Origin of the sequence: Caenispirillum bisanense (assembly GCF_039523075.1) — a bacterium.
Taxonomy (GTDB): Bacteria; Pseudomonadota; Alphaproteobacteria; order Rhodospirillales; family Rhodospirillaceae; genus Caenispirillum; species Caenispirillum bisanense.
This window is the reverse complement of record NZ_BAAAEP010000066.1, coordinates 1-20353: the sequence shown is the minus strand read 5'-3', so window position 1 is coordinate 20353 and position 20353 is coordinate 1. Positions and strand designations below refer to the sequence as shown.

Below are 20353 nucleotides of genomic sequence, written 5' to 3'. Positions count from 1 at the left end.
GGCACGGCGGAGGTCGGCGAGCACGGCCAGATAGGCCGGCCGCCAGTCGGGGGCGATAGAGGATCGCTGTTCAGGATAGCGCTTCATTCCTTGGTCCTCAGAGGAGGCGACCCTGGCCGTCCGGCTCCTTGCCCGGCAGCAAGGTGGGCGGCGAGATCAGCCGCGAGAGTTCGGTACGCGACCGCTCCAGCCAGCGGGCAAACTCCATTACCGGCGAGGCGCAGTTCGTCCACCCGGTCGGCCACCCCAGCAACCACTCGCAGAACCTCGGGTTCAGCCGCCGGCGTGAGGTGCGGTGCATCGGCAAGGATGCGTCGCCAGCGGGGATCGGACGGGCCTGGGGCATGGAGGGGCAGGAGTGCTCCACGAAGTTCTGGAGCTGCTGGCCGCGTAGGCTGCCGGCATTCCTTCGCGCCTGGCTCTCCACCGTGTTCGGCGCCCGGTAGTCGCGCGCCGCTGGCGTGGGCCACTGGCTGGCGGTCTCCGCCAGATCGCGGGATCGTCCGGGATGGCTGAGCCGCCCCAGGTCCATTCCCCGGCTGTCGCCATCCCGTGCCTGCGGCGTCGGCCAGGTCTCCGCCTGTCCCACCAGCGTCGGCCGCTCGGCGCCCTTTTTCCCCGATCCCGCTGATAGGGGTTGCCCTGAGCATTCGCCGTCGTCGGCGTCATCCACAGGCGTTCGGCGTATTCCTGGAGATCCGGGCCGCCGCAACGGGTCCGGTCGGCTCGATTGGAGTTCGGGCCGCCCGTCTTGGTCTTCGGCGTCGGCCAGGATGAACAATCGCTCGCGGCGATGAGACGCGCCTGCTTCCTCCGCGCTGAAGATCCCGCACGCAGCGATGAAACCCAACCCTTCCAGGTCATCGAGGACCTGGCGGAGACCCAGATTGATGTGGTTGGGCACGTTCTCAAGGAAGACGCGCGCCGGCCGCACCTCGCCGATGATGCGGGCGATGTCGGGCCAGAGGTGGCGGGGATCGTCAGCGCCTCGGCGCCGGCCGGCGGCGCTGAACGGCTGGCACGGGTAGCCCGCAGCGAGGATATCCACGCTTCCACGCCAGCATCGGCCATCGAAGGTGCGCAGATCGTCCCAGACAGGAGCGTGATCCAGGGACGCATCCGCCATCCGCGCCACGAGAGTGGCCGCAGCACGGGCTTCCCGTTCGACATAACACACAGCTCGGGCACGGGGCTCGGCGATCCTGAGGGCGAGGTCGAGGCCGCCGGCGCCGGTACAGAGACTGAGGACGGTGAGGTCGTCGGGACGACAGGCGGCATATGGAGCCACATTCACGGGTTCCCTCCCATTCCAGCGCCGCCCTTCCAGGCCGGGTAAGAGCCTCTGTCCAGATCCCGCTGGACAATTCCAGTTCGCTCACAAAAGCGCTCACACCAAGACATACTCCGCCCCATATATTGTTGCCTATGAAATGGGTGAATAGACTTCCGTATAATCTCAGTCATGACTATCTATATATTTCTGAAACCATATTTCTGTCTGCTCTCTTGCTTTCAGTTGCTAAGAGCGGCTCGGGCAGTTACATCAGTTTCATGGTCAGGGAGGCATCATGAGCAGGATTACCCTTGAAGCCCTTCAGAAGGTTGCCCTCGGAATGAGCCATCTCGTCGATCCCCTGCTGCTCGCGGCCTTTGAACTGGAGGAATGGATTGAGCGGACGGATGATGGCGTTGCACTTACCGCCGCCGGAGAACAGAAGATGTTCACCGCTGCCGCACGGGAAGAAACACTCCCGTGGCTGCGGCTGTAACTTCAATCATCACCGCGACCGTCCAAACCAGTCGCGCAGGTCCTCCCACTCGTCATGCACGACAAGCCACGCCTGGAACTCCGCGTGATCGACCTCCAACTGAATGGGATTGATGTGTCGATACACCTCGGAGGACATCAGAGCCGTGCAGATGCCCTCGTAATACGCATCGACCACCTGCCTTTTCGTCGCCATTGCCTTCAGTCCTCCTTGGGGAAGAAAGCGTAGCGACAGCGCTCATCCCAACGCGCGGTGTTGGCACGGCCAAGACATCGGAGCACCCCCGCCTCGGCCGAGCCCATGCGAACAGGGCCATAGTCGCCGTAAAAGGTGATCTCCGTCCCGTCGTCCATCTCCCGTGCCGCGTCATCGACAGTGGCGAGAAAATCTGGATGGTGCATTGCCATCGCCTCCCTCAGCGTCCACGCGGCGCCGGCACGCCGGCGAGGTGGGCGATACGGTCGGCCTGGCCGCCGCGCCCGAGGGCGGTCAGCAGCTCGGCCAGTTCACGGGCCAGCTCGGGCTCTTCGCTCAGGTCCAGGCCACGCAGCTTCTCGCAGGCCTCCGCCAGCGGTTCGGCCAAGCGGCGAACCTCCCGCAAGCGGTGCGCCACGTCGTCGGGGCTGCGGGGGAACCACACCCGGCCGAGCGGGGTGTTCTTCAGCTTCCAGCCGTGTTCGGGCTTGATGCCCAGGCGGTCCAGAGCCCGATCGGCGCCGATCTCGGTGCCGGCGTAGCCGTGGAAGCGACCGCCCTGGAAGACCGGATGGGTCGCCTTGCCCTGCTGGCGCTGGGGGTAGAAGGGCCGGAACAGCGGCCCCTTCAGGTCGACGACGATGAAGCCGTCGCGCACCTGCTTGCCGAAGTGCCACCTGTCGTCGCGGATCGGCTCGAAGTGCGCCCCGGTGATGCGGATGTCGGCAGTCTCGACGATCCAGCGCGTGCGGTCCTCAATTTCGTCCGGCGCCAGGTTCTCTCCTTCCTTGGCCGGCCGGTGCACCTGGTCCACGACAGGCAAGGACCAATCCTCGGTGAGCCTGAGACCATCGGCGGTGCTGATCGCCAGCGAGAAGGTCGCCGTATCCCAGTCCTTCTTGGCCGGGTGGTAGGTCGGGGCCACCACCAGGGCCTCCTTGGCGTCGGCGGCGGCGATGAGGCGATCCGCCAGCTCGGGAGACAGGCTCTTGAAGCTGAGGGCGATGCGGTGGTTCACCTGGCCGCGCTGGGGGCGGACGTCGTGACGGTAGGCGGTGAGCATCATGGTCAGACCTCCTGATCGGCGGCGGAGCCGCGCAGCGTCGTCTCACGGCAGACGATGCGGCCGTGGGGCGTCTGGATGGTGTAGGAGAGGGTTCCGGTGAGCGGGCAGCGGCTGATGCCGACCACCCAGCCGTAGCGCATGGGGCGCCCGAGCACCGTCACCGGCTGGCCGACCTGGTAGGCGGCCGGGGCATCCGCCAGCGGCGCCACCGGCAGGCCGCGCGCCGCGCGAGCGGCCTGGAGATTGATGATGGTGGCGGGGCGGTTCATCGGAGTGCTCCCTTGCTCATTCGATACCTGAGGTATAACATGGCGCAGACCATATTGCAATACCTGAGGTATCATTTCATGACCAGTGAGCAAGTCCGGGCGGCCAGAATGCTGCTTCGGTGGGAGCAAAAGGACCTCGCCGAGCGGGCTGGAGTCTCCCTGCCCTCGATCAAGCGTCTGGAAACTCAACCGGGGCCACTGAAGGCGCACGCGGGAACGATCCGCGCCCTTCAGACGGCCTTCGAGGACGCGGGCGTCGAATTCATTGCGGAGGGAGAGACTAGCGCCGGCGCCGGCGCTGGCGTGCGCCTGAAAGCTGGAGCCTGAGGAGCGAGGGCGGGTCATCAACCTTCTCCCCCGATGTCAGGTTCGACAGTGATCTTCCAGCGCCGCCCGTCGACGACGACGGAGCGCACGGCCTTTTCCTGTCGTCCCCTCGGCGCGCCCCTGGGCGCGACACTCTGCCGCGCCTGCCGAGCCGCTTCTGCCTCGGCGGCATCTGGCCCGTGGATCCGCGCGATCTCGTCCAGCGACAACGACCGCTGTCCCCGGCTCATCAGCAACACCTGGTGCTCGCGGACGGTCAGCGTGTTGACCTGGAGGCCGGAGCAGCGCCCGGCCTCGGCGTCGTCGCGTGTCCACCGGGGCTGATCGACGACGGGCGGCATAGGGGGCGGTCGCTCGGTCATGATCCACGCCCTCCGTCAACCAGGCGCCGCAGGCTGTGATGCACCGTGTCGGCCAGCTTGGGATGGCGGAGCATGGAGCGCAGATAGCCGGCCCGCCGCTTTACCCCCTGTCGTTCCATCACCACCACGGCAGCGGCCAGCGCCGCCCATCCATGCCGGGCCAGGGCATCGGTCCAGATCCCGCTGGGCAACCCCAGCTCGCGCACGAAAACGCCCACGGCCATCGTCAGCCGGCTCAGGGCCGGCCCCGGTGGTCGTGGGCGTTGCAACTCGATCAGGTCATGGGGCGAGAGACGCCCCTGGAGAGCGGGTGAGGCGTGGAGCATGAGGCTCACCAGCTCGTCGACGGCGCCCGCTTCGGCACCCTGTACAGGAGCCGAAGGCTTGGGATTTCCACTGTAGGATTTCAGGGGGACAAATTTGTCCTCCCTGCCGGACTCAGGTGTCCGGCTGTCGGCGCCAACATCATCGCGTTCGGCATCGGCCTGGCGCCGGGCTTCCCGGCCCTCTTCCGCCACCCAGTCGACGGCGCGCCGCAGATCGGCCAGCCGCGCTGCCACAGGCGCCAGGTCAATACCAGCTTCGGGTCGGCTGCGGCGGTTGCTGGCGGTGTAGCGGCGGACGATCCAGTGATTGGCCTCCAGGAGGCTCAACAAGCGGCGGATGCCGCGCTCACAGGTGCCCATCATGGCAGCCAGCCGGGCGTTGCTCGGCACCACCCGCAGCCTGCCAAGTCGCCATCTGTCGTCACCGTGGACGTGTTCGACCAGGAGCGCCAGCAAATGGACCGCTGCCGGTGTCAGGGCCGGCGTGAGCACCTTCACGCCGCGCAGGACCAGGCCGGTCACCGAGGCCGTCGTGACACCTGGCGCGCGAGCCTGGCGGGCCGATACCTCAAGTTGTGGGTAAGTCTCCGTGCGCCGGGCGATGCCGGCAGGACATGAGATTGATTTCATGCATGATTTCGGCTTCAACCCGGGACGGCTTGATGCTTGACAACAGCCGTCCTTCGCGTAGAATTGGCCCACTTGGAAAGAGTTGGGCGTGTCCTACACGTCAGAGACCCCGCAGTTGGCGCTGCGGGGTTTCGTCTTTTTGGGTTGGTGTGTTTGCCGCCTCCTGGGTTGAGGCGTGCGACCCCTAACATTTTCGCTTGCGCGAAAACCCGGACATCCTGTATACCTACTCGTGGACAGGGTGTCTGGGGGTTGGTTGCGGGGGCAGGATTTGAACCTGCGACCTTCAGGTTATGAGCCTCACAGGAAGCCCGCGCAAACCAGCAGAAACCCTAGCCTTTCCCCTTTCCGTGTGCCGTTGGTGTGCCATCTCGCTCGGAAGCGGTTAGCGCCTGTGCCCGAGCAAGGAAATCGGCCTGCCGGACTCGTCCTCCGCCAAGGAAAGCCCGGCAAGGATTTCCTTGGTGGTGCGGATGAGGTCGTTTACCGGGTGCCCGGCCACATAGTCCTCGGGGTCGATTTGCTCCAGCAAACAAGCGGCTTTCACCGCCAGCCCCAAGAAGCTCAAGCCCCGGCGACTATACAATTCCCGCCACACAGGAGTCACCTCGGCCTCCCAGAATTGCTCCGCCTCCTTTTCCTGGGCGTCGATCTCATCAAGCACGGCAAGGCGTTCTTCCCGCGCAAGGTATTCCCGCCAGAGCGCGAGGAGTTCCCTGTCGCAGTCCGGCGCGTTATCGACAATCTGCGCCTCCAGCGCGACCGACGACATGGCGCGGCTGGTCAAATCGTGATGCTTACCCATGTCGCGCCTCACTTCTTCTTGCTGGTGTTGAACAGCCGTGACTCGATCTCGGCCATGCCCCGCTGGTGGTCCTCCTTCGGGAACAAGTGGCCGTACCTCTGCATTGTCATGGCATAGTCGGCATGGCCTGCCCACACCATGATCTCCTTCACGTTGAACCCCTGCTCGATCCAGAGGCTGACCGCGAAGTGCCGCAGGTCGTGCCAGCGGAACCGGCGCACCTTGGGATGCTTCGCCGGGTCCTCCTTGTGGAGGGCTTCCAGCTTGTCGAGCAGCGGGTAGAAGTCGCGGTGCAGAATGTTGGCATGGGACTGCACACCGCCCCGGATATCCGCCTTCTCTTGCCCTTCCTCGGGCTTGTTGCCCTTGGACCACTGGTTGGGCTGGGGGATGGTGTTGGCCGGAAACACGAGTTCGTCGGCGCGCACGATGCGGTCGCCCCGCCACGCCTTCAAGGTGTTCAAGACCATGGGACCGGCGGGCACATCACGCCGCCCGGCCGAGGACTTCGGTTCCCCCACCACGTTGCGGAAATCCGCCCGGCGACGAACCCGGATTACGCGCTCCTCGAAATCAATGTCGCCCCACTGCAAGGCCCGCTGCTCGCTGGCGCGCAGTCCACACAGGGCTGCCACGGTCAAGTAAGGGCGGAAGCGCCCCGAGGCCGCCTCAATGGCCGCCGTGACCTCCACTTTGGAGGGCACATGGATCACCTCGTCCACCCGGCTGTCGTCCAGCACCTCGACCCCGGCGACGGGGTTGGTGGCAAGCAGGTCGTCGTGGATGGCGTGCTTCACCACCAGCCGCAACGTCTTCAGCACCCGGCGGGTCTTGGAGACCGAATTGCCGTCCTGCAGCAACCGGTCACGGAAGTCGCGCACCGCCTTCGCGGTCAAGAGGTTGAGCTTGACGTGACCGACACCGCGCTCCGCCAGGATGAAGCGGCGAACGTCGTTGCGGTACCCCACGATGGTCGCCGCCTCCATCCGCTGGCCCCGTTCCTGGCGGGTCTCGCAGCTTTCCAACCACGCCTCGGCGACCTCCTTGACGGTGACCTTGCTGGCGTCGGGCCGGTAGGTGCCGTTCCCGATCTGCGTCACCACCTCGGCCATGAACTTGTCGGCCTGCTTCTTGGTGGTGAACTGCTTGCGCTGGCGGCCACCGTGCTGGTCAACGAAATCGACCTGCCATGCCGATTTCTTCTCGCCCTTGGCGGTGACCCATTCGCGTTTCTTGACCGTCGCCATGGTCAGACCTCCGCGCGCGAGTCGAGGGCAGTGGAGAACAGGTCGAGCAAAGCGGACTCGATCAACTGGTAGTCCCTCAGATCCTCCAAGCATTCGGTGGTGTGCTCGTCCCACCGCCGCAGCCGCCAGACGGCCAGCCGCAGCTTTTCGGCCGCGAGGACCACCCCGCCCCGCTGCCGGATAAGGCTGTCGGTCATCGCGTCCTCGGCCGCGTCGAACGCCGCCCAATCCTCATCGGGGGCATCCTCGCCCAGGGTGGAGGTCATGATGTGGCGAACGACAGGGTTGTGAGCGTTGGTGCCGTCCATCAGCACGGCCAGTGCGTTACCCTCTTCGGAAATGTTGACAACACCCTGCCTGGGGGTGTCAGTGTTTTCCTTGACCTGATCCATGATGGCGTCCTTAGGCATAGGGGACCTCATTGGTTTGGGTTGCACGGCCGGTTGGGTGTTGGCGCACCCTTCCGGCCATTTGCATTTGCAGCTTCCCACCTCGGGAATTCCTCCAAATGCTCCATGCTAGTTTTTCTAAGATCGGACTTGCTGTCAAGCTCGATCTTAGCTAAGGTGCCATGGAGTTTCGTTGGAGGATAAACCTATGGCTTTCCCTGCTGATCTTGCGCGGGCAGCAAGCGACGCGTTCGGAATTCCCGAACCGACCACCCGCCAAATTCACCGCACCCTTCAACCGGAGGGACTGATTGCCTCTGGCGGGCGCGGGCGAAGCGCCGCCAAGATGGGGGTTGGAGACGTGGCGAGCATGACCTACGGGTGCATGTGGTGGCCCGCGCCGATCACCGTGGCCCCCCAGTATGTGGCCGCCTGCCACACACTGGTCGCCGCCCGCGTCCCTATGGTGGACATCCCGGTGAACACCAACTGGGATGAATTCCAGGAATGTCGAACGTCCAAGTGGCCCGCCGAAATTGACGGTGCCCTGTTGCGCATTCCCGGCCTCGCCACACTGCCCGAAGGACATTCGTTGTCTGCGGCCTTGGACGCCGTTCTTTCCTTCCTTGCGGAAAATCCGGCCCCCTGGGATGGCACCCGCTACACGATTGTAGAGTTGCATCTCTACAGCCCCCTGCCGAAGGCCCGCCTCGTGCTGGAATGCTGGGACACGGAGAGCTGGGCGCGCCAGCGGCATCAGGTCGCCTATTTCCTTCCCGACCTCGCCTCGCTGGTACATTCCAGCCTTGAATTCGAGGTTCGTTCCATGGAAGTCGGTACGGAGAAGTATCCCTGGGCTGTCGGCAAAGCTAGCCGACGGGCAACCGCATCACTCCGCGAGCTTTCCATCATCGCGGACACGCTGAACAAGTAATAACGGGAACAACACGAAAGGCTAAGCCGCGCCCCATTGGGCGTGAACGGAGGAGTCTTGCCAAATGACCGAACTGAATAGCCGCTCACAAGAAAATGTTGCCGCCGACATGCTGTATGGCCTGAAGGCCATCGCCCTCGAAATCCTGGGCGACGACGGCCCGGACGCGGTGCGGAAAATCCGGTACCGGACCAGCACCACCGACATCCCCGTTTTTCGGATGAACGGCACCGTATGTGCCCGCCGTTCGTCTTTGTGGGAGTGGGTCGCCAAGCTGGAAGCCGCCGCCAGGGAAAAGCGGTAACGGAGGCCAGTCATGGAGGGAGGCGACCTGCGGCAGGCGGTACAGGCCATTGAGGCCATCCGCCAGTCCGTCCCGGACCTCGGCTGGCACGGCTTCGGCGGTGGCGTATTCCCCCGCCAGACCAGAACGAAGGACCTCGCCGAATTTCGCTCGGACATGACGGCACCCGGCCAGGTGGAAGAATTCCGGCGGGCAGTCGAATTCCTGCAGGCCGTGTCCCGGACCAAGAAGCCGAACCGCCGCCGTTCCAGTTACACCTGGAAGGACATCGCTGCTCGCTGGTATGCGCAGCGCCACCCCGGCGAGGACAGCTATATCTCCAACGGCATGCTGATCGCAGCGGCGCTGGCGCTCGGGTTCCAGGTGATCCCTATCGACGGCGGCCCCAACGCCTGGATCAACATCGCGGACTCGGCTCGTCATGTCTAAGTATGTTGACACCAGCAAGATCAAGGCCGCCGTAAAGGGCCGCGAGGGCGACGTTCTCGACGCCTTGGGCATCGAGTGGCGGGCAACCGACCCAATCAAATGCCCCTATGGCGATCATGATGGCGACGGCCCGACATGGCGCTGGGAAGGGAAGAAGCGGCGCGCCACCTGTACCTGCATCGGCTCACGGCGCGATGATGGAAAGACCCACGATATCCTCCGCGTCGTTTCGCTCGCGCGAGGGTGCAGCTTCGCCGCCGCAAAGTTGTGGGTCGCCGAAGTCATCGGCCGCACCGACCTGATCCAAGAGGCTGGCTTCGGCGAGCAGGCAATCCGCGATGCCGACGCCGAGGGGACGGTATGGGAACCGGACGACGGCGACGAAGACGCCGAGCTTGCCCAGATACGGGCGACCTATCCATTGCCCGCCCTCGACCGTTTGACGCTGGACTACCGGCGGACGCGGGCCGGGGTGATCAAGGTCCATCGGGTCACCAGCTACACCGATCCCGAGACGGACGAGAAGCGCCGCCGATACACCCCCGTCGCCACCCCGTTCGGCGTTCCCGCCCGGCTCCGCTATGCCGACCGCGCCGACGCCTACGGCATCCGCGTGACGGTGCAGGACATGAGCGGCAAGCCCCGCGCCTTGGACTTCGATCGCGCGGCGTTGGCGAAGAACGGCGGTGCCGAGATCAGGGCGGAAATGCTCGCAGCGGGCCTACGCCCCGAAGAGGACGGCGAAACCATCGCCGTGCAGTGCTTGAAGGCCGCCGCCCCTACCGAAGAGATCGTCGTCATGCGGCGGCCCGGCTGGCAGGAAATCGCAGGCCAGGCCGCCCCGGTGTTCATCTGCCCCGACGGCACGGTTCTTGGCACCGCCCAAGGCACCAAACTGGAACTCGCCGCCTCGGCCAGGATGCCCGAGGACGTGGCCGCCAGCGGCACCCTGGACGGCTGGACCGCCGCCATCGACGCTGCACTCTCGGCCACCGATACTCCGCACTGGACGCTTTCCATTGCCGCCGGGTTCGTCGGGCCGGTGATTTCGCTGACCGGCCTCGACACCTCGGGCATCAACCTTTCCGGCCTCTCCTCCTCTGGCAAGAGCACCGGCCAGAAGCTGGCAGTGTCGGCGTGGTCAACGCCGGATGTCCGTCGCCCCGGCCTGTCGCAATCCGCCCGCGCCACGGCGAACGCGGTCGAGGCCCTGGCCTACCGAGCTACCGGCACCGTGCTCTCGCTGGACGAACTGGCCCACGTCCCCGGCAAGACGGTGGGCGAGATGATCTACACCATCGCGGGCGGCGTGGGGAAAAGTCGGATGACGGCCGAGGCGACCATGCGCCAGAGCTACGCATGGTCCACATTCGCCGTGATGTCCGGGGAATGCTCCCTTGAGGAGAAGATCAGGAGCGACGGCGGCGACTGGATGCCCGGCATGGCGGTGCGCATCGCCGACGTGGACGTGACCGACATCAACAGATCCGTGGACGCGGCCACCATGAGCAAGATCGCCCAGGTCGAGCACCACTTCGGCCATGCCGGTCCCGCCTTCGTCCGTGCTCTGATCGCCAAGGGCGTCCACCTGCAGGCGACGGCGCTTCGCCAGAAGGTGCTGGACACAGCCAAGGCCCTGGCGGGCGGCGACGGCGTGGACAGCGCCATCATTCGTGCCGCGCAGCCGTTCGCCCTTCTCTATGTGGCGGGCACCATGGCAAAGGACCTGGGCATCCTGCCAGGCACCGCGCAAATCAAGGCCGCCGTGCGCTGGGCCTGGGCGCGGTTCCAGGCATCGTCGGACAACACCCTCGACCCCGAGGCCAAGGCCATCACCAACCTGCGGAACTGGATTGCGGGGCGCTGGGACGTGTCGATCAAGGACGTGTACGGCGAGCATGTACGCGGCGGCCCGGTGGCGGTCGGGTGGTACGACACGGCCACGATCTACATCCTGAAGGAGCACATCCTCGAAGCCACCGGCCGAGCCTTGAAGGAAGCCCAGATCGGCAAGACGCTGGACCGGCGCGGGCTGATCGCCAAGAAGGACCACAGCCGATATTACACGCGGTTCGTCCCCGTCATCGGGCACGCCACCGTCTACGCCCTCCCCCGCGATCAATTCGGGCGCACCGCGCCAGCGCCCCGCCAGTACGGCACACAGTACGAGGACGAACCGGCATGGGCGTAGGGGCACCGACCATCTTTCCCGCCATTCACGGGCCATTTGACGGCTTGCGTCGGAACGCACCCCCGGCGGCCCCGGTGCGCCATTTGCCAAATTTGCCATCATTCGCCAAGCGCACATCGCGGATGGCAACTGCCAAGGCATTGATCGGAAAGGAATTTGCCACGCTTGCCAAATTTGCCACGCCGCAGAGGCGACCACGGAGAGAGGCGGGCGCGTGCGCGATGCGGGCGCGCGCACGAGTATCATTCCTTCATGGCAAATTTGGCAAACGTGGCAAATCGCTTGCAGAACAAGGGGATGCATTTGCCAAACCCAGGATCGCCAATGGCAAATTTGGCAAATCGTGGCAAATGGCCTCGGGCACCGGCCCCGGCATCAGCAAGGAGGGGATCATATGATGAAAATCGGCTTCCGCTTCGATAACCGCGAAGCGATCCGGCAGCTAAGACAACTGCCGAAACAAACCCAGTTCGCGGTCGCCCTGGCACTGACCAGGACGGCGAAGGACGCCCAGGCCGAAGTAATCAAGAGCCTCGGCCAGAAGTTCACCATCAGGACCGCTTGGGTCTCGAAGGGCATCCGCATCAAACCCGCTACCAAACAGAAGCTCGAAGCTGTCGTCTTCTCCAAGGATGACTTCATGGCGCTCCAGGAGACCGGCGGCGAGAAGACCGCACGGGACGGAAAGGCCATCGCCCGCCCCTATGGCGCACGCAAGAAAGCGGGGGCCGTCACTCGGCCTTCCAAGTGGCCGGGCCAAATGCTCACCCAACCGAGCTTTTTCCTCGGCCCCATCTCGACGCAGGGCAAGTACGCCACGGCGGAAACCGCGTCAAGGGCAGGCGGCCCCGCCCGCTTCGCCAAGCGGTCGCCACACAACATCCACAGCCCCAAGCGCTTCTCCCGATCCCAGTTCATGTTCAGGGGCTACGGTCAGGTGCCGATGGTGGTGTGGCTGCGGGACGGAGCCAAGACCATCCCCACCAAGGGCCGGTACAAGGGGATGAAGAAGAGGAACGGGGAACCCATCAAACGCCAGCCAATCAAACTCATGTGGGTGCTGGACGACAGCGTTCCCGTGAAGCCCCGCTTCGAGATGAGAAAGACCGTAGAGGAAACGGCGCTCGACAACTTCGCCCTCCACTTCCAGAAGGCGCTGGTCGAAGCATTGAAGACGGAGAGGTAGGCCCGCTGTAGGTACTTCCGCCGTAAAAACCTGCGGGTGCCGCGCGAGCGCGTGAGTTTTTTAGTCTAGGGGTCTAAAAATGGCTAAAAGTGAAAACTTTAGTCTCCCAGGAATAGGAGAAGAAGATCAGCGGAGCGAGAAGCGAATTGACTTCGCCAAGCGCGTTGGTCTTTCCCCTGGACGCATCACCCAACTTGTTAACAACGGCATGCCGACTCTGCCCAATGGCCGCATCCCTATTGCGGAGGCACTGGCCTGGATGGAGGCCAATCTCGACCAAACCCGCCGGGGCGGCAAGCCGCCGCCTGCGTCCGTCCAGGACCCCGCTATTGCCGTGCCCAGTGGTGACGCTCCGAGCCTCGTGCAGATCAAGACCCAGCACGAGCGCGCCAAACTGATCGCCCTGAAGCAGCGCATCCAGAAGGAAGCCGGGCAATTGGTGAACAGGGAGGAAGTGGAGCGGGCCATCGCCGCCAGGGCAAAGGCCGAACGGGAGGCACTGGTGGCCTGGGGCCTTCGCGCATCGGCAGTCATCGCGGCTGAGGTTGGGTGCGATCCTGGCGCGCTTCACATCGTGCTCGACCGGGAAATCCATGAACACCTGGAGGCCATGTCCCAGATGGAATTGCTGGAGGGTGAATTTTCATGACCAACGATGGACGCTGGGCCGTGGACATCTGGCGGGCGGCGATGGCCCCGGAGCCTCGCCTGAAGGTGTCTGAATGGGCAGACCGGCACCGCATCCTTCCCCGACACTCAGCGGAGCCGGGACCGTGGCGCACATCCCGCGTCCCCTACCTGCGGGAGATCATGGACGCGCTTAGCGTGTCCTCCCCCGTCGAGAGGGTGGTGGTGATGGCCGGTGCCCAGGTCGGCAAGACCGAGGCGGGCCTCAACTGGATCGGCTACTGCATCGCCCATGCACCAGGCCCGATGCTGTTGGTGCAGCCCAGCGCCGACATGATCCGCCGCAACACCATGCAGCGCATCGACCCCATGATCGAATGCTGCCCGACCATCCGTAACAAGGTTGTGGAGCAGAAGGGGCGCGAGGCGGGCAACACCATGTCCCACAAGGAATTCCCCGGCGGTGCGCTGATGATGACCACCGCAGGCTCGGGCACCGGCCTGCGAAGCAGCGCCGTCCGATACCTGTTCATGGACGAGGTGGATGCCTATCCGTTCAGCGTGGACGACGAAGGCGATCCGGTGTCTCTGGCGACCCAACGCACCGTCACCTTCAGGGGCAGGCGGAAAATCTACCTGTGCAGCACGCCGACGGTGAAGGGTCTCAGCCGCATCGAGGCCGCCTTCTTCGAGAGCGACCAGCGATACTTCCACGTGCCGTGCCCGGCCTGCGGGGAATTCGCCCCCATCGAATGGGCGCAGATCAGGTGGCCGGAGGGGCACCGGGAGCGCGCCTACCGCGTCTGCCCGGCTTGCGGCGGGGTCGCCGAGGAGCGCGATAAGTTCCGCATGCTCGCAGGCGGCAGATGGGTTGCCACGACAGAGGGCGACGGCCGCACCGCTGGGTTCCGCATCTCCACCCTGTACTCGCCATTCGAGACCTGGGGAGAGGTGGCCGCCGAGCACGGCCGCGCCACGGATGATCCGGCTCGCCTCCAGACGTGGGTGAACAACAAGCTGGCGGAGACTTGGGAGGACCAAGGCGGGGAGGCGGTAGACGCCGATCCGTTGATGGACCGCCGCGAGGATTGGGGAGACACCCTGCCCGCCGCCGTCGCCCTGCTGACGGCCGGGGTGGACGTTCAAGGCGACCGCCTGGAGGTGCAGGTTATCGGTTGGGGCCAGGATGAGGAATGCTGGTCGGTGGATTACCGCATCATCTGGGGCGACCCGTCCGGCCCCCGCGTCTGGGACGACCTCGACGCTTTCCTTCAGACCACCTATCAGCACAGCCGCAACGTCGATGACATGGGCATTCGGGCGACCTGCCTGGATACCGGCGGCCACCACACCAAGACGGCCTACGAGTTCTGCCGGATCCGGTTCGCCCGCCGGGTGTGGGCGATCAAAGGGCGGGGCGGCCCCGGCGTTCCCGTGTGGCCTCGCCGCCCTTCCAAGGGCAAGGGTAACATGCCGTTGTTCATCGTCGGCGTGGACGCGGTGAAGGATTCCATCTACGCGCGCCTCCGCAAGACGGAAGCCGGGCCGGGGACCATCCATTTCCCGGCTGGCCGTGAAGCCCAATACTTCGCCCAATTGACGGCGGAGAAGGTCATCACGCGGTACAGCAAGGGCCGTCCGCAGCGCCTCTGGGTGCCCAAGCGGGATGGCGAGCGGAACGAGGCCCTGGACACCTTCGTGTACGCCACAGCCGCCCTGCATGGGCTGATGGCGGCAGGCCTCCAGTTGAACCGCGAGGCGACGGCCCTCCTGGACGCCCCGATGCGCGATGCGGTTGCCCCCGGCACCCCGCCGAAAAGCCTCGCGCGCCCCACCTACGTCATCAAGAAAAATTCATACCTGCGGCGATGATTGCGCAACAAATGCAGACAAATTGAGACAAGCAACAACGCAAGCAGCCAAAACAAGCAAATGCGCACCATTATTTCCCGTTGACCTAAGAACATCCATCAATCAAGCATTGGCACATCATCTCAACGTGAGCCGCACAATGCTTGAGAAGATCAGAATTTGGCTTGGAAAAAGCGAACGCCGGAGCTTCGAGGCCGGTGGCACGGGGAGACGTTGGAACAAGGCAGGCAAGATGGAGAGCCTCAATGCTTCCATCCTGGCCGAGTCCACGGTCGCCGCTCGGCGCGCCAGCTATTATTGCCGCAACAATTCGTGGGTGACCTCTGCCGTTCAAGCCATTGTGGCGAATGCGGTGGGATGCGGCATCAAGCCGCGCTCGAAACACCCCAACCCGGCCGTCCGTGACGCGCTTCATGTCCTGTGGAACCGTTGGACGGACGAGGCCGATGCGGCAGGTCTCGCCGACTTCTACGGCCTCCAGGCCATGGCCGTCCGGGCGATGGTGGAGACGGGCGAGGTATTCGCCCGTCTCCGCGCACGCCGGAACGAGGACATGCGTTCCGTTCCCCTTCAGGTCGAACTGATCGACCGTGAGCAAGTCCCCCTCGACCGCGTTACGGAACTCTCCGGTGGCACGCGCATCCGCGCCGGGATCGAGTTCGACGCCATCGGCCGCCGGGTCGCATACCACGTTCTCAAGGCCCGCCCCGGCGATCCCTTCGCCCCCTTGACCGGCAACGGGTATGACACCACCCGAGTCCCGGCGGCCGACATCATCCATCTGTTCCAGCCTCTGGCCCCCGGCCAACTTCGCGGCATTACCTGGCTGTCACCCGTGCTGCTGCGGTTGCACGAGTTGGAGCAGTATGAAGACGCGACGGTGGTCAAAGCGAAGATCGCCAACCTGTTTACGGGCTTTCTGCGCGACCCAGGTGGCGATGCCGGTGGTCAAGCGGCTGCCGCATCCCTTACCAACAACATCCTTCAGCTTGACCTGGAACCCGGCGAAATTTTCCCCTTGCCGCCCGGCACTGACATCACCTTCAGCGATCCAATCGACACCGAAGATTACGGGACCTTTGTCAAGAACCATCTGCGCGGAATTGCATCTGGACTCGGTGTGCCCTATGAGGCGGTGAGTGGCGACCTGGAAGGCGTCAACTATTCTTCGATCCGCGCGGGCCTCGTCGAGTTCCGCCGCCGGGTCGAGCAGCTTCAGCACAACGTCATCGCCTACCAATTCTGCCGCCCGATCTGGGAGCGGTTCGTGACTGTGGCCGTGCTCTCGGGTGCCCTGCCCGCGCGGGACTTCGAGGCCAATCCTGCGCCCTACCTGAGCGTCGAATGGCTGCCGCCGCGCTTCGAGTACGTGGACCCCAAGAAGGATGTGGAGGCCGAAATCCTGGCGGTGAAAAGCGGCCTGAAGTCACGGTCGCAGTCCATCGCCGAACGCGGATACGACGCCGAGCAGGTGGACGCGGAGATCGCCGCCGAACGCCAGCGCGCCGAGGCCATGGGGCTATCCTTCGAGTCCCTGCCCACCTCCCAGGCCGCCACGCCCGCCGAGGAGGACGCCAATGCCTGACACCTTTTTCCGCGCCGCCGCCGTCACCCCCCAGACCGTCAACGAGGATGATCGGACGGTGCAGGTAGTCTGGTCCACCGGAGCCGCCGTACAGCGCGCCGACTTCGATGGCCCCTTCTCGGAGGTGCTGTCTCTCGACCCCAAGCACGTCAACCTGGAACGGCTGATCGGCGCAAGCGTGCTCGACGCCCACCAGCAGGGGCAGGTGCGGAACGTGCTCGGGGTGGTGCTCGACGCCAAGGTGGACGGCAACTTGGGCATCGGCACCGTCAAATTCTCCGCCCGCCCCGACGTACAGCCGATCTGGGAAGACGTGAAAGCGGGCATCCTGCGGCACATCAGCGTCGGCTACTCGGTCGAACGGTGGGCCGATACCAGCGATCCGGCTACCGGCGGGCGCGTGCGCACCGCCATCGCCTGGACACCCATCGAACTGTCCTTTGTTCCGACGCCAGCCGATCCTGGCGCTACCGTGAGGAGTAACACCATGCCGGACGGCAATACCTTCAAGCCCTGCGAGGGCTGCAAGACCCCCAACGGCTGCCAGAAGCTGGGCGGCTGTGTCACCGAGGCGGAAGCCAATCAGGGCACCGACGACCAGGGTGATGGCGGTTCCGGCGGCGGTGACAGCGGCACCCGCAGCGCCCCGCCCGTCTCCACGCGCGCCGAGATCAACCAGCAGATCCGCAGCATCGCCCGCACCGCTGGCCTGCCCACCTCGTTCGCCGACAGCCTAATCGACCGCAACGCGACCGTGGATCAGGCTCGGGCATCGGTCTTCGCCGAGATGGAGCGACGCAGCGGCGGCGACATCCGCACCGAACAGCCGCGCGTCGAATGGCTGGGCAGTCACGATGACCCGAGCATCCGCGCCGCGCGGATGGGCGAGGCCATGTATGCCCGCCTCAATCCCCAGCACCAGCTTTCCCAGGAGGCCCGCCAGTACGCCTACGCCACCCCGGCGGAAATGGCGCGGGAGCTTCTGACCCTGCGGGGCATCTCCATTACCGGCATGTCCCCGGCGGCAATCATCACCCGCGCCCTGCACAGCACCTCCGACTTCTCCGTAATCGTCGGCGACACCATCAACCGCACCCTGCGGCAGGCGTACCAGGCGGCCCCCTCCGGCCTCAAGCGCATCGGCCGTCAGACCACGGCCAGCGACTTCCGCACCAAGACGGCAGTCATGCTGGGCGAGGCCCCGGTGCTGGAGCGGCTGGACGAGACCGGCGAGATCAAGTCGGGCACCATGGCCGAGGCGAAGGAGTCCTACAAGGTCGAGACCTTCGCCAAGAAGATCGGCATCTCCCGGCAGGTGCTGGTCAACGACGACCTGGGGGCGTTCGCCGACCTCGCCCGCCGTTTCGGGCAGGCCGCAGTCGAGACCGAAGCCCGCCTGCTGGTGTCGCTGGTCGAGGCGAACAGCGGCAACGGCCCCTCCATGGATGATGGCAACCCCCTGTTCCATGCGTCGCACGCCAACAAGGCCGGAACTGGCACGGCGATTGCCGACGCCAGTCTTACCGAGGCCCGCCTTGCCATCCGCACGCAGAAGGGCCTCAGCGGTGCGGTCATCAGCGCCACGCCGAAGTTCCTGATCGTGCCGCCCTCCCTGGAAACGCTGGCCGAGAAGTGGCTCGCCAGCATCAACCCGGCCATGGCCGACGACGTGAACCCCCACGCGGGCAAGCTGTCGCTGGTGGTCGAACCGCGCCTGACCAGCGCCACCCGCTGGTACGTCGCCGCCGATCCGGCGGAAATCGACGGCCTGGAATTCGCCTACCTTGCCGGGGAAAACGGCCCGCAGGTCGAAAGCAAGAGCGGCTGGGACGTGGACGGCGTGGAGGTTCGCGTGATGCTGGACTTCGGCGCGGGCTTCGTGGACTGGCGCTCCTGGTTCATGAACCCCGGCGCGTAAGGCCATGACCGACCTCGCCACCCTCCAGGCCCAGCGCCAGAAACTGGCGGAAGCGCGTGCCACCGGCATGCGCACCGTCCAGTACGGCGACAAGAAGGTGGAATACAGGACCGACGCGGAACTTCGGGCCGCCTTGGACGACCTGGACCGACAAATCGCACAGGCGAGCGGCAAGCGCGTTCTGCGCATCCGCGTCGCTTCATCGAAAGGATTGTAAGCCATGAAGAACTTCGTGCAGCCGGGCAATACCCTGTCCGTCATCGCGCCGACCGGCGGTGTCACCAGCGGCGCTGGCGTGCTGATCGGCAACCTCTTCGGCATCGCCGCCGCCAGCGCGACCGAGGGCACCTCCGTTTCGCTGACCACGGTTGGCGTCTTCGACCTCCCCAAGCTGGGCACCGACACCATCGACCAGGGGCAGCGCGTCTACTGGGACGCGGCCAACGCCCACATCACCGAGGCCAGCACCGGCAACTACCCGGTTGGCATCGCCAGCGAAGCCGCTGGCAACGGCACCACCAGCGTGCGGGTGCGCCTCGACGGAATTTCGACCGCTCCGGCGGCGTAGCGAGTTCCGTGGCGACAGACGGCCAGGTGGCGTTCGCGCCTGGGAACTGAAGATTGCCTTCTACAAGTAAGCGGTACGTTGGGGAAGGGGCACCAAACGTCGATGGTGCCCCTTTCTCGTTCCCAGGGTCCACGCGACCTAGCTACGGCAGTCCCGTACGCGCCCTTGCACACTCTCCGGCATTGCCGTACATTGGCGGGATGCAGATCGACTTCGACCCTGACAAGGATGCCGCCAACCAGGAGAAGCATGGCGTCTCCCTGTCCTTTGGAGCCGAGGTGCTGTCAGACGCCAACCGCCTGGATATCCTCGATGTCCGCTTCGACTATGCCGAGGAGCGGTTCGTCACCTACGGAATGGTCGATGGGCGGGTGTGGGTCTGTGTGTTCACCCTGCGCGGTGAAGTTCACCGCATCATCAGCGTGAGGAAGGCCAATGACCGCGAAACACGACGCTACCACGACACCCCCCGTTGAGCCGGATGCCGATGCACCGCTGACCGATGACGAGTTCGAGCGCGGCCACGGGGCCATGCTGGCCCGCCGGGCGCGTGCGGCCACCGGCCTGTCTCAGAACGCCTTCTCGGAACGCTTCGGCATTCCCACCGGCTCCCTGCGCGATTGGGAGCAGGGCCGCCGGGCACCGGACGCCGCCGCACAAAGCTATCTGCGAGTCATCGCCAGGATGCCCGAGGCGGTGGCAAAGGCCCTCCACGACGCGGCCTGACGCCGCCCAGGGGAGGTAAGCCATGCAGATCCTCTTCGCCCTGCTGCTGGCGGTCGGTCACGGCATCATGTTCACACTGGCCCTTGATCAGGGGTTCTGGCCCGCCGTCCTGGCAACGGCCCTTGGGGGCTGGATCGTCTCCTTGATCCTGATCCTGGTGATCGGCCTTCCTGCCGGGGCCGTCATCGGCTTCGTCAGCGGCCTTCGTGGAACGAATTTGTTGACGCCGGCAGATGCGGCCTCGCCGCCGGTCATTCACCGGCCGTCGCCCCGCCGGTCCCCCTCATTGTTGACAACCTTCGTCATCGGCCTGCTGGTCGGGTCCTGGCTCGGCGGCGGGGACGAATGTTGACAAGGTTTTCCTTGCCCCCCAAGGAGAACAGGTTGTCAACATTGGGGCGCGGGCATGTGCCGCGCGTGTGACATGATGAAGCCTGACGCTTTTTGTCGCTCCTTGACCATCACTGTAACCCATTGGCACAGCTTGTCTTTTCTCGAAGCGCCCGAAAAAACGTGACACATGAAAAAGCCCCGCCGAAGCGGGGCTATCTCTTTGATTTCAAAAGGAAAACTTGGTTGCGGGGGCAGGATTTGAACCTGCGACCTTCAGGTTATGAGCCTGACGAGC

General features: G+C 65.0%; 26 protein-coding genes and 1 pseudogene. 17 read left to right on the top strand and 10 right to left on the bottom strand.

Annotation, left to right across the window (positions count from 1 at the left end; all coding sequences use genetic code 11):
• Nucleotides 1–97: 97 nt before the first annotated feature.
• Together ABD056_RS20470 and ABD056_RS22935 are read right to left on the bottom strand one after the other, a co-directional pair.
• Nucleotides 98–673, bottom strand: a complete 576-nt coding sequence (locus tag ABD056_RS20470) for a hypothetical protein (protein ID WP_343869814.1) — start codon at nucleotides 671–673, stop codon at nucleotides 98–100.
• 93 nt (nucleotides 674–766) lie between these two features.
• A pseudogene (locus ABD056_RS22935) lies at nucleotides 767–1288 on the bottom strand (DNA cytosine methyltransferase); the annotation flags it as partial.
• A 280-nt stretch (nucleotides 1289–1568) separates the two neighbouring features.
• Here ABD056_RS22935 and ABD056_RS20460 point away from each other — a divergent pair.
• Nucleotides 1569–1769: a hypothetical protein gene (locus ABD056_RS20460; RefSeq protein WP_343869811.1), complete on the top strand. Its 201-nt coding sequence runs from the start codon at nucleotides 1569–1571 to the stop codon at nucleotides 1767–1769.
• 9 nt (nucleotides 1770–1778) lie between these two features.
• Here the strand turns inward: ABD056_RS20460 and ABD056_RS20455 are convergent, their stop codons facing one another.
• The 3 genes from ABD056_RS20455 to ABD056_RS20445 form a co-directional block, all read right to left on the bottom strand.
• Nucleotides 1779–1964, bottom strand: coding sequence for a hypothetical protein (locus ABD056_RS20455; RefSeq protein WP_343869810.1), 186 nt, complete (start codon nucleotides 1962–1964; stop codon nucleotides 1779–1781).
• 220 nt (nucleotides 1965–2184) lie between these two features.
• Nucleotides 2185–3030 (bottom strand): hypothetical protein, encoded by an 846-nt coding sequence (locus tag ABD056_RS20450; RefSeq protein ID WP_343869809.1) that lies wholly within the window; start codon nucleotides 3028–3030, stop codon nucleotides 2185–2187.
• Between the two features lie 2 nt (nucleotides 3031–3032).
• Nucleotides 3033–3299 (bottom strand): hypothetical protein, encoded by a 267-nt coding sequence (locus ABD056_RS20445; RefSeq protein ID WP_343869807.1) that lies wholly within the window; start codon nucleotides 3297–3299, stop codon nucleotides 3033–3035.
• Between the two features lie 39 nt (nucleotides 3300–3338).
• On the opposite strand from ABD056_RS20445, the gene ABD056_RS20440 reads away from it, so the two are divergent.
• Nucleotides 3339–3626, top strand: a complete 288-nt coding sequence (locus ABD056_RS20440) for a helix-turn-helix domain-containing protein (RefSeq protein ID WP_343869805.1) — start codon at nucleotides 3339–3341, stop codon at nucleotides 3624–3626.
• A gap of 17 nt (nucleotides 3627–3643) precedes the next feature.
• On the opposite strand, the gene ABD056_RS20435 is transcribed toward ABD056_RS20440, so the two are convergent.
• The 5 genes from ABD056_RS20435 to ABD056_RS20415 form a co-directional block, all read right to left on the bottom strand.
• The gene (locus ABD056_RS20435) at nucleotides 3644–3988 is read right to left on the bottom strand and encodes a hypothetical protein (RefSeq protein WP_343869804.1); all 345 of its coding nucleotides are present in this window, start codon (nucleotides 3986–3988) and stop codon (nucleotides 3644–3646) included.
• The gene (locus ABD056_RS20430) at nucleotides 3985–4836 is read right to left on the bottom strand and encodes a helix-turn-helix domain-containing protein (RefSeq protein WP_343869802.1); all 852 of its coding nucleotides are present in this window, start codon (nucleotides 4834–4836) and stop codon (nucleotides 3985–3987) included. The genes ABD056_RS20435 and ABD056_RS20430 overlap by 4 nt, the downstream gene beginning before the upstream one ends.
• Nucleotides 4837–5329: 493 nt before the next feature.
• The gene (locus ABD056_RS20425; RefSeq protein ID WP_343869801.1) at nucleotides 5330–5749 is read right to left on the bottom strand and encodes a hypothetical protein; all 420 of its coding nucleotides are present in this window, start codon (nucleotides 5747–5749) and stop codon (nucleotides 5330–5332) included.
• An 8-nt stretch (nucleotides 5750–5757) separates the two neighbouring features.
• Complete coding sequence (locus ABD056_RS20420) at nucleotides 5758–6996, bottom strand: tyrosine-type recombinase/integrase (protein WP_343869800.1); 1239 nt, start codon at nucleotides 6994–6996, stop codon at nucleotides 5758–5760.
• 2 nt (nucleotides 6997–6998) lie between these two features.
• Nucleotides 6999–7388, bottom strand: coding sequence for a hypothetical protein (locus tag ABD056_RS20415; RefSeq protein ID WP_343869798.1), 390 nt, complete (start codon nucleotides 7386–7388; stop codon nucleotides 6999–7001).
• A 205-nt stretch (nucleotides 7389–7593) separates the two neighbouring features.
• On the opposite strand from ABD056_RS20415, the gene ABD056_RS20410 reads away from it, so the two are divergent.
• The 15 genes from ABD056_RS20410 to ABD056_RS20340 all read left to right on the top strand — a co-directional run bounded on the left by ABD056_RS20410 (nucleotide 7594) and on the right by ABD056_RS20340 (nucleotide 20077).
• Complete coding sequence (locus ABD056_RS20410; RefSeq protein WP_343869795.1) at nucleotides 7594–8319, top strand: hypothetical protein; 726 nt, start codon at nucleotides 7594–7596, stop codon at nucleotides 8317–8319.
• 64 nt (nucleotides 8320–8383) lie between these two features.
• Nucleotides 8384–8623: a hypothetical protein gene (locus tag ABD056_RS20405; protein ID WP_343869792.1), complete on the top strand. Its 240-nt coding sequence runs from the start codon at nucleotides 8384–8386 to the stop codon at nucleotides 8621–8623.
• 12 nt (nucleotides 8624–8635) lie between these two features.
• The gene (locus tag ABD056_RS20400) at nucleotides 8636–9052 is read left to right on the top strand and encodes a hypothetical protein (protein ID WP_343869790.1); all 417 of its coding nucleotides are present in this window, start codon (nucleotides 8636–8638) and stop codon (nucleotides 9050–9052) included.
• On the top strand, nucleotides 9045–11243 hold the full coding sequence (locus ABD056_RS20395) for a DUF927 domain-containing protein (RefSeq protein WP_343869788.1): 2199 nt from the start codon (nucleotides 9045–9047) through the stop codon (nucleotides 11241–11243). Before ABD056_RS20400 ends, ABD056_RS20395 begins: the two co-directional genes overlap by 8 nt.
• Nucleotides 11234–11641 carry a hypothetical protein gene (locus tag ABD056_RS20390; RefSeq protein WP_343869786.1) on the top strand — a complete coding sequence of 136 codons (408 nt, stop codon included), beginning with the start codon at nucleotides 11234–11236 and terminating at the stop codon, nucleotides 11639–11641. Before ABD056_RS20395 ends, ABD056_RS20390 begins: the two co-directional genes overlap by 10 nt.
• Complete coding sequence (locus tag ABD056_RS20385; protein ID WP_343869785.1) at nucleotides 11638–12429, top strand: hypothetical protein; 792 nt, start codon at nucleotides 11638–11640, stop codon at nucleotides 12427–12429. The genes ABD056_RS20390 and ABD056_RS20385 overlap by 4 nt, the downstream gene beginning before the upstream one ends.
• Nucleotides 12430–12508: 79 nt before the next feature.
• Nucleotides 12509–13078, top strand: coding sequence for a hypothetical protein (locus ABD056_RS20380; protein WP_343869783.1), 570 nt, complete (start codon nucleotides 12509–12511; stop codon nucleotides 13076–13078).
• Nucleotides 13075–14928, top strand: a complete 1854-nt coding sequence (locus tag ABD056_RS20375) for a phage terminase large subunit family protein (protein ID WP_343869782.1) — start codon at nucleotides 13075–13077, stop codon at nucleotides 14926–14928. Before ABD056_RS20380 ends, ABD056_RS20375 begins: the two co-directional genes overlap by 4 nt.
• Before the next feature lie 139 nt (nucleotides 14929–15067).
• On the top strand, nucleotides 15068–16513 hold the full coding sequence (locus tag ABD056_RS20370) for a phage portal protein (protein ID WP_343869780.1): 1446 nt from the start codon (nucleotides 15068–15070) through the stop codon (nucleotides 16511–16513).
• Entirely contained in the window at nucleotides 16506–18431 is a 1926-nt protein-coding gene (locus ABD056_RS20365; RefSeq protein ID WP_343869778.1) for a prohead protease/major capsid protein fusion protein, read from the top strand. The genes ABD056_RS20370 and ABD056_RS20365 overlap by 8 nt, the downstream gene beginning before the upstream one ends.
• A 4-nt stretch (nucleotides 18432–18435) precedes the next feature.
• Nucleotides 18436–18648, top strand: a complete 213-nt coding sequence (locus ABD056_RS20360) for a phage head-tail joining protein (RefSeq protein WP_343869776.1) — start codon at nucleotides 18436–18438, stop codon at nucleotides 18646–18648.
• 3 nt (nucleotides 18649–18651) lie between these two features.
• Nucleotides 18652–18999 (top strand): DUF2190 family protein, encoded by a 348-nt coding sequence (locus tag ABD056_RS20355; RefSeq protein WP_343869775.1) that lies wholly within the window; start codon nucleotides 18652–18654, stop codon nucleotides 18997–18999.
• A 200-nt stretch (nucleotides 19000–19199) separates the two neighbouring features.
• Nucleotides 19200–19475, top strand: a complete 276-nt coding sequence (locus ABD056_RS20350) for a BrnT family toxin (RefSeq protein WP_343869774.1) — start codon at nucleotides 19200–19202, stop codon at nucleotides 19473–19475.
• Entirely contained in the window at nucleotides 19435–19725 is a 291-nt protein-coding gene (locus tag ABD056_RS20345) for a helix-turn-helix domain-containing protein (RefSeq protein ID WP_343869773.1), read from the top strand. The genes ABD056_RS20350 and ABD056_RS20345 overlap by 41 nt, the downstream gene beginning before the upstream one ends.
• Nucleotides 19726–19747: 22 nt before the next feature.
• Nucleotides 19748–20077, top strand: coding sequence for a hypothetical protein (locus ABD056_RS20340; protein WP_343869771.1), 330 nt, complete (start codon nucleotides 19748–19750; stop codon nucleotides 20075–20077).
• Nucleotides 20078–20353 lie beyond the last annotated feature (276 nt).

What these genes read in the sequence shown, in the direction of transcription:
- ABD056_RS20380 (WP_343869783.1), top strand. Translation starts at nt 12,509, where the DNA reads ATGGCTAAAAGTGAAAACTTTAGTCTCCCAGGAATAGGAGAAGAAGAT.
- ABD056_RS20440 (WP_343869805.1), top strand. Translation starts at nt 3,339, where the DNA reads ATGGCGCAGACCATATTGCAATACCTGAGGTATCATTTCATGACCAGT.
- ABD056_RS20435 (WP_343869804.1), bottom strand. Translation starts at nt 3,988, where the DNA reads ATGACCGAGCGACCGCCCCCTATGCCGCCCGTCGTCGATCAGCCCCGG.
- ABD056_RS20370 (WP_343869780.1), top strand. Translation starts at nt 15,068, where the DNA reads ATGCTTGAGAAGATCAGAATTTGGCTTGGAAAAAGCGAACGCCGGAGC.
- ABD056_RS20390 (WP_343869786.1), top strand. Translation starts at nt 11,234, where the DNA reads ATGGGCGTAGGGGCACCGACCATCTTTCCCGCCATTCACGGGCCATTT.
- ABD056_RS20405 (WP_343869792.1), top strand. Translation starts at nt 8,384, where the DNA reads ATGACCGAACTGAATAGCCGCTCACAAGAAAATGTTGCCGCCGACATG.
- ABD056_RS20415 (WP_343869798.1), bottom strand. Translation starts at nt 7,388, where the DNA reads ATGGATCAGGTCAAGGAAAACACTGACACCCCCAGGCAGGGTGTTGTC.
- ABD056_RS20360 (WP_343869776.1), top strand. Translation starts at nt 18,436, where the DNA reads ATGACCGACCTCGCCACCCTCCAGGCCCAGCGCCAGAAACTGGCGGAA.
- ABD056_RS20445 (WP_343869807.1), bottom strand. Translation starts at nt 3,299, where the DNA reads ATGAACCGCCCCGCCACCATCATCAATCTCCAGGCCGCTCGCGCGGCG.
- ABD056_RS20355 (WP_343869775.1), top strand. Translation starts at nt 18,652, where the DNA reads ATGAAGAACTTCGTGCAGCCGGGCAATACCCTGTCCGTCATCGCGCCG.
- ABD056_RS20385 (WP_343869785.1), top strand. Translation starts at nt 11,638, where the DNA reads ATGATGAAAATCGGCTTCCGCTTCGATAACCGCGAAGCGATCCGGCAG.
- ABD056_RS20365 (WP_343869778.1), top strand. Translation starts at nt 16,506, where the DNA reads ATGCCTGACACCTTTTTCCGCGCCGCCGCCGTCACCCCCCAGACCGTC.
- ABD056_RS20460 (WP_343869811.1), top strand. Translation starts at nt 1,569, where the DNA reads ATGAGCAGGATTACCCTTGAAGCCCTTCAGAAGGTTGCCCTCGGAATG.
- ABD056_RS20425 (WP_343869801.1), bottom strand. Translation starts at nt 5,749, where the DNA reads ATGGGTAAGCATCACGATTTGACCAGCCGCGCCATGTCGTCGGTCGCG.
- ABD056_RS20410 (WP_343869795.1), top strand. Translation starts at nt 7,594, where the DNA reads ATGGCTTTCCCTGCTGATCTTGCGCGGGCAGCAAGCGACGCGTTCGGA.
- ABD056_RS20400 (WP_343869790.1), top strand. Translation starts at nt 8,636, where the DNA reads ATGGAGGGAGGCGACCTGCGGCAGGCGGTACAGGCCATTGAGGCCATC.
- ABD056_RS20375 (WP_343869782.1), top strand. Translation starts at nt 13,075, where the DNA reads ATGACCAACGATGGACGCTGGGCCGTGGACATCTGGCGGGCGGCGATG.
- ABD056_RS20340 (WP_343869771.1), top strand. Translation starts at nt 19,748, where the DNA reads ATGCAGATCCTCTTCGCCCTGCTGCTGGCGGTCGGTCACGGCATCATG.
- ABD056_RS20450 (WP_343869809.1), bottom strand. Translation starts at nt 3,030, where the DNA reads ATGATGCTCACCGCCTACCGTCACGACGTCCGCCCCCAGCGCGGCCAG.
- ABD056_RS20455 (WP_343869810.1), bottom strand. Translation starts at nt 1,964, where the DNA reads ATGGCGACGAAAAGGCAGGTGGTCGATGCGTATTACGAGGGCATCTGC.
- ABD056_RS20395 (WP_343869788.1), top strand. Translation starts at nt 9,045, where the DNA reads ATGTCTAAGTATGTTGACACCAGCAAGATCAAGGCCGCCGTAAAGGGC.
- ABD056_RS20345 (WP_343869773.1), top strand. Translation starts at nt 19,435, where the DNA reads ATGACCGCGAAACACGACGCTACCACGACACCCCCCGTTGAGCCGGAT.
- ABD056_RS20420 (WP_343869800.1), bottom strand. Translation starts at nt 6,996, where the DNA reads ATGGCGACGGTCAAGAAACGCGAATGGGTCACCGCCAAGGGCGAGAAG.
- ABD056_RS20350 (WP_343869774.1), top strand. Translation starts at nt 19,200, where the DNA reads ATGCAGATCGACTTCGACCCTGACAAGGATGCCGCCAACCAGGAGAAG.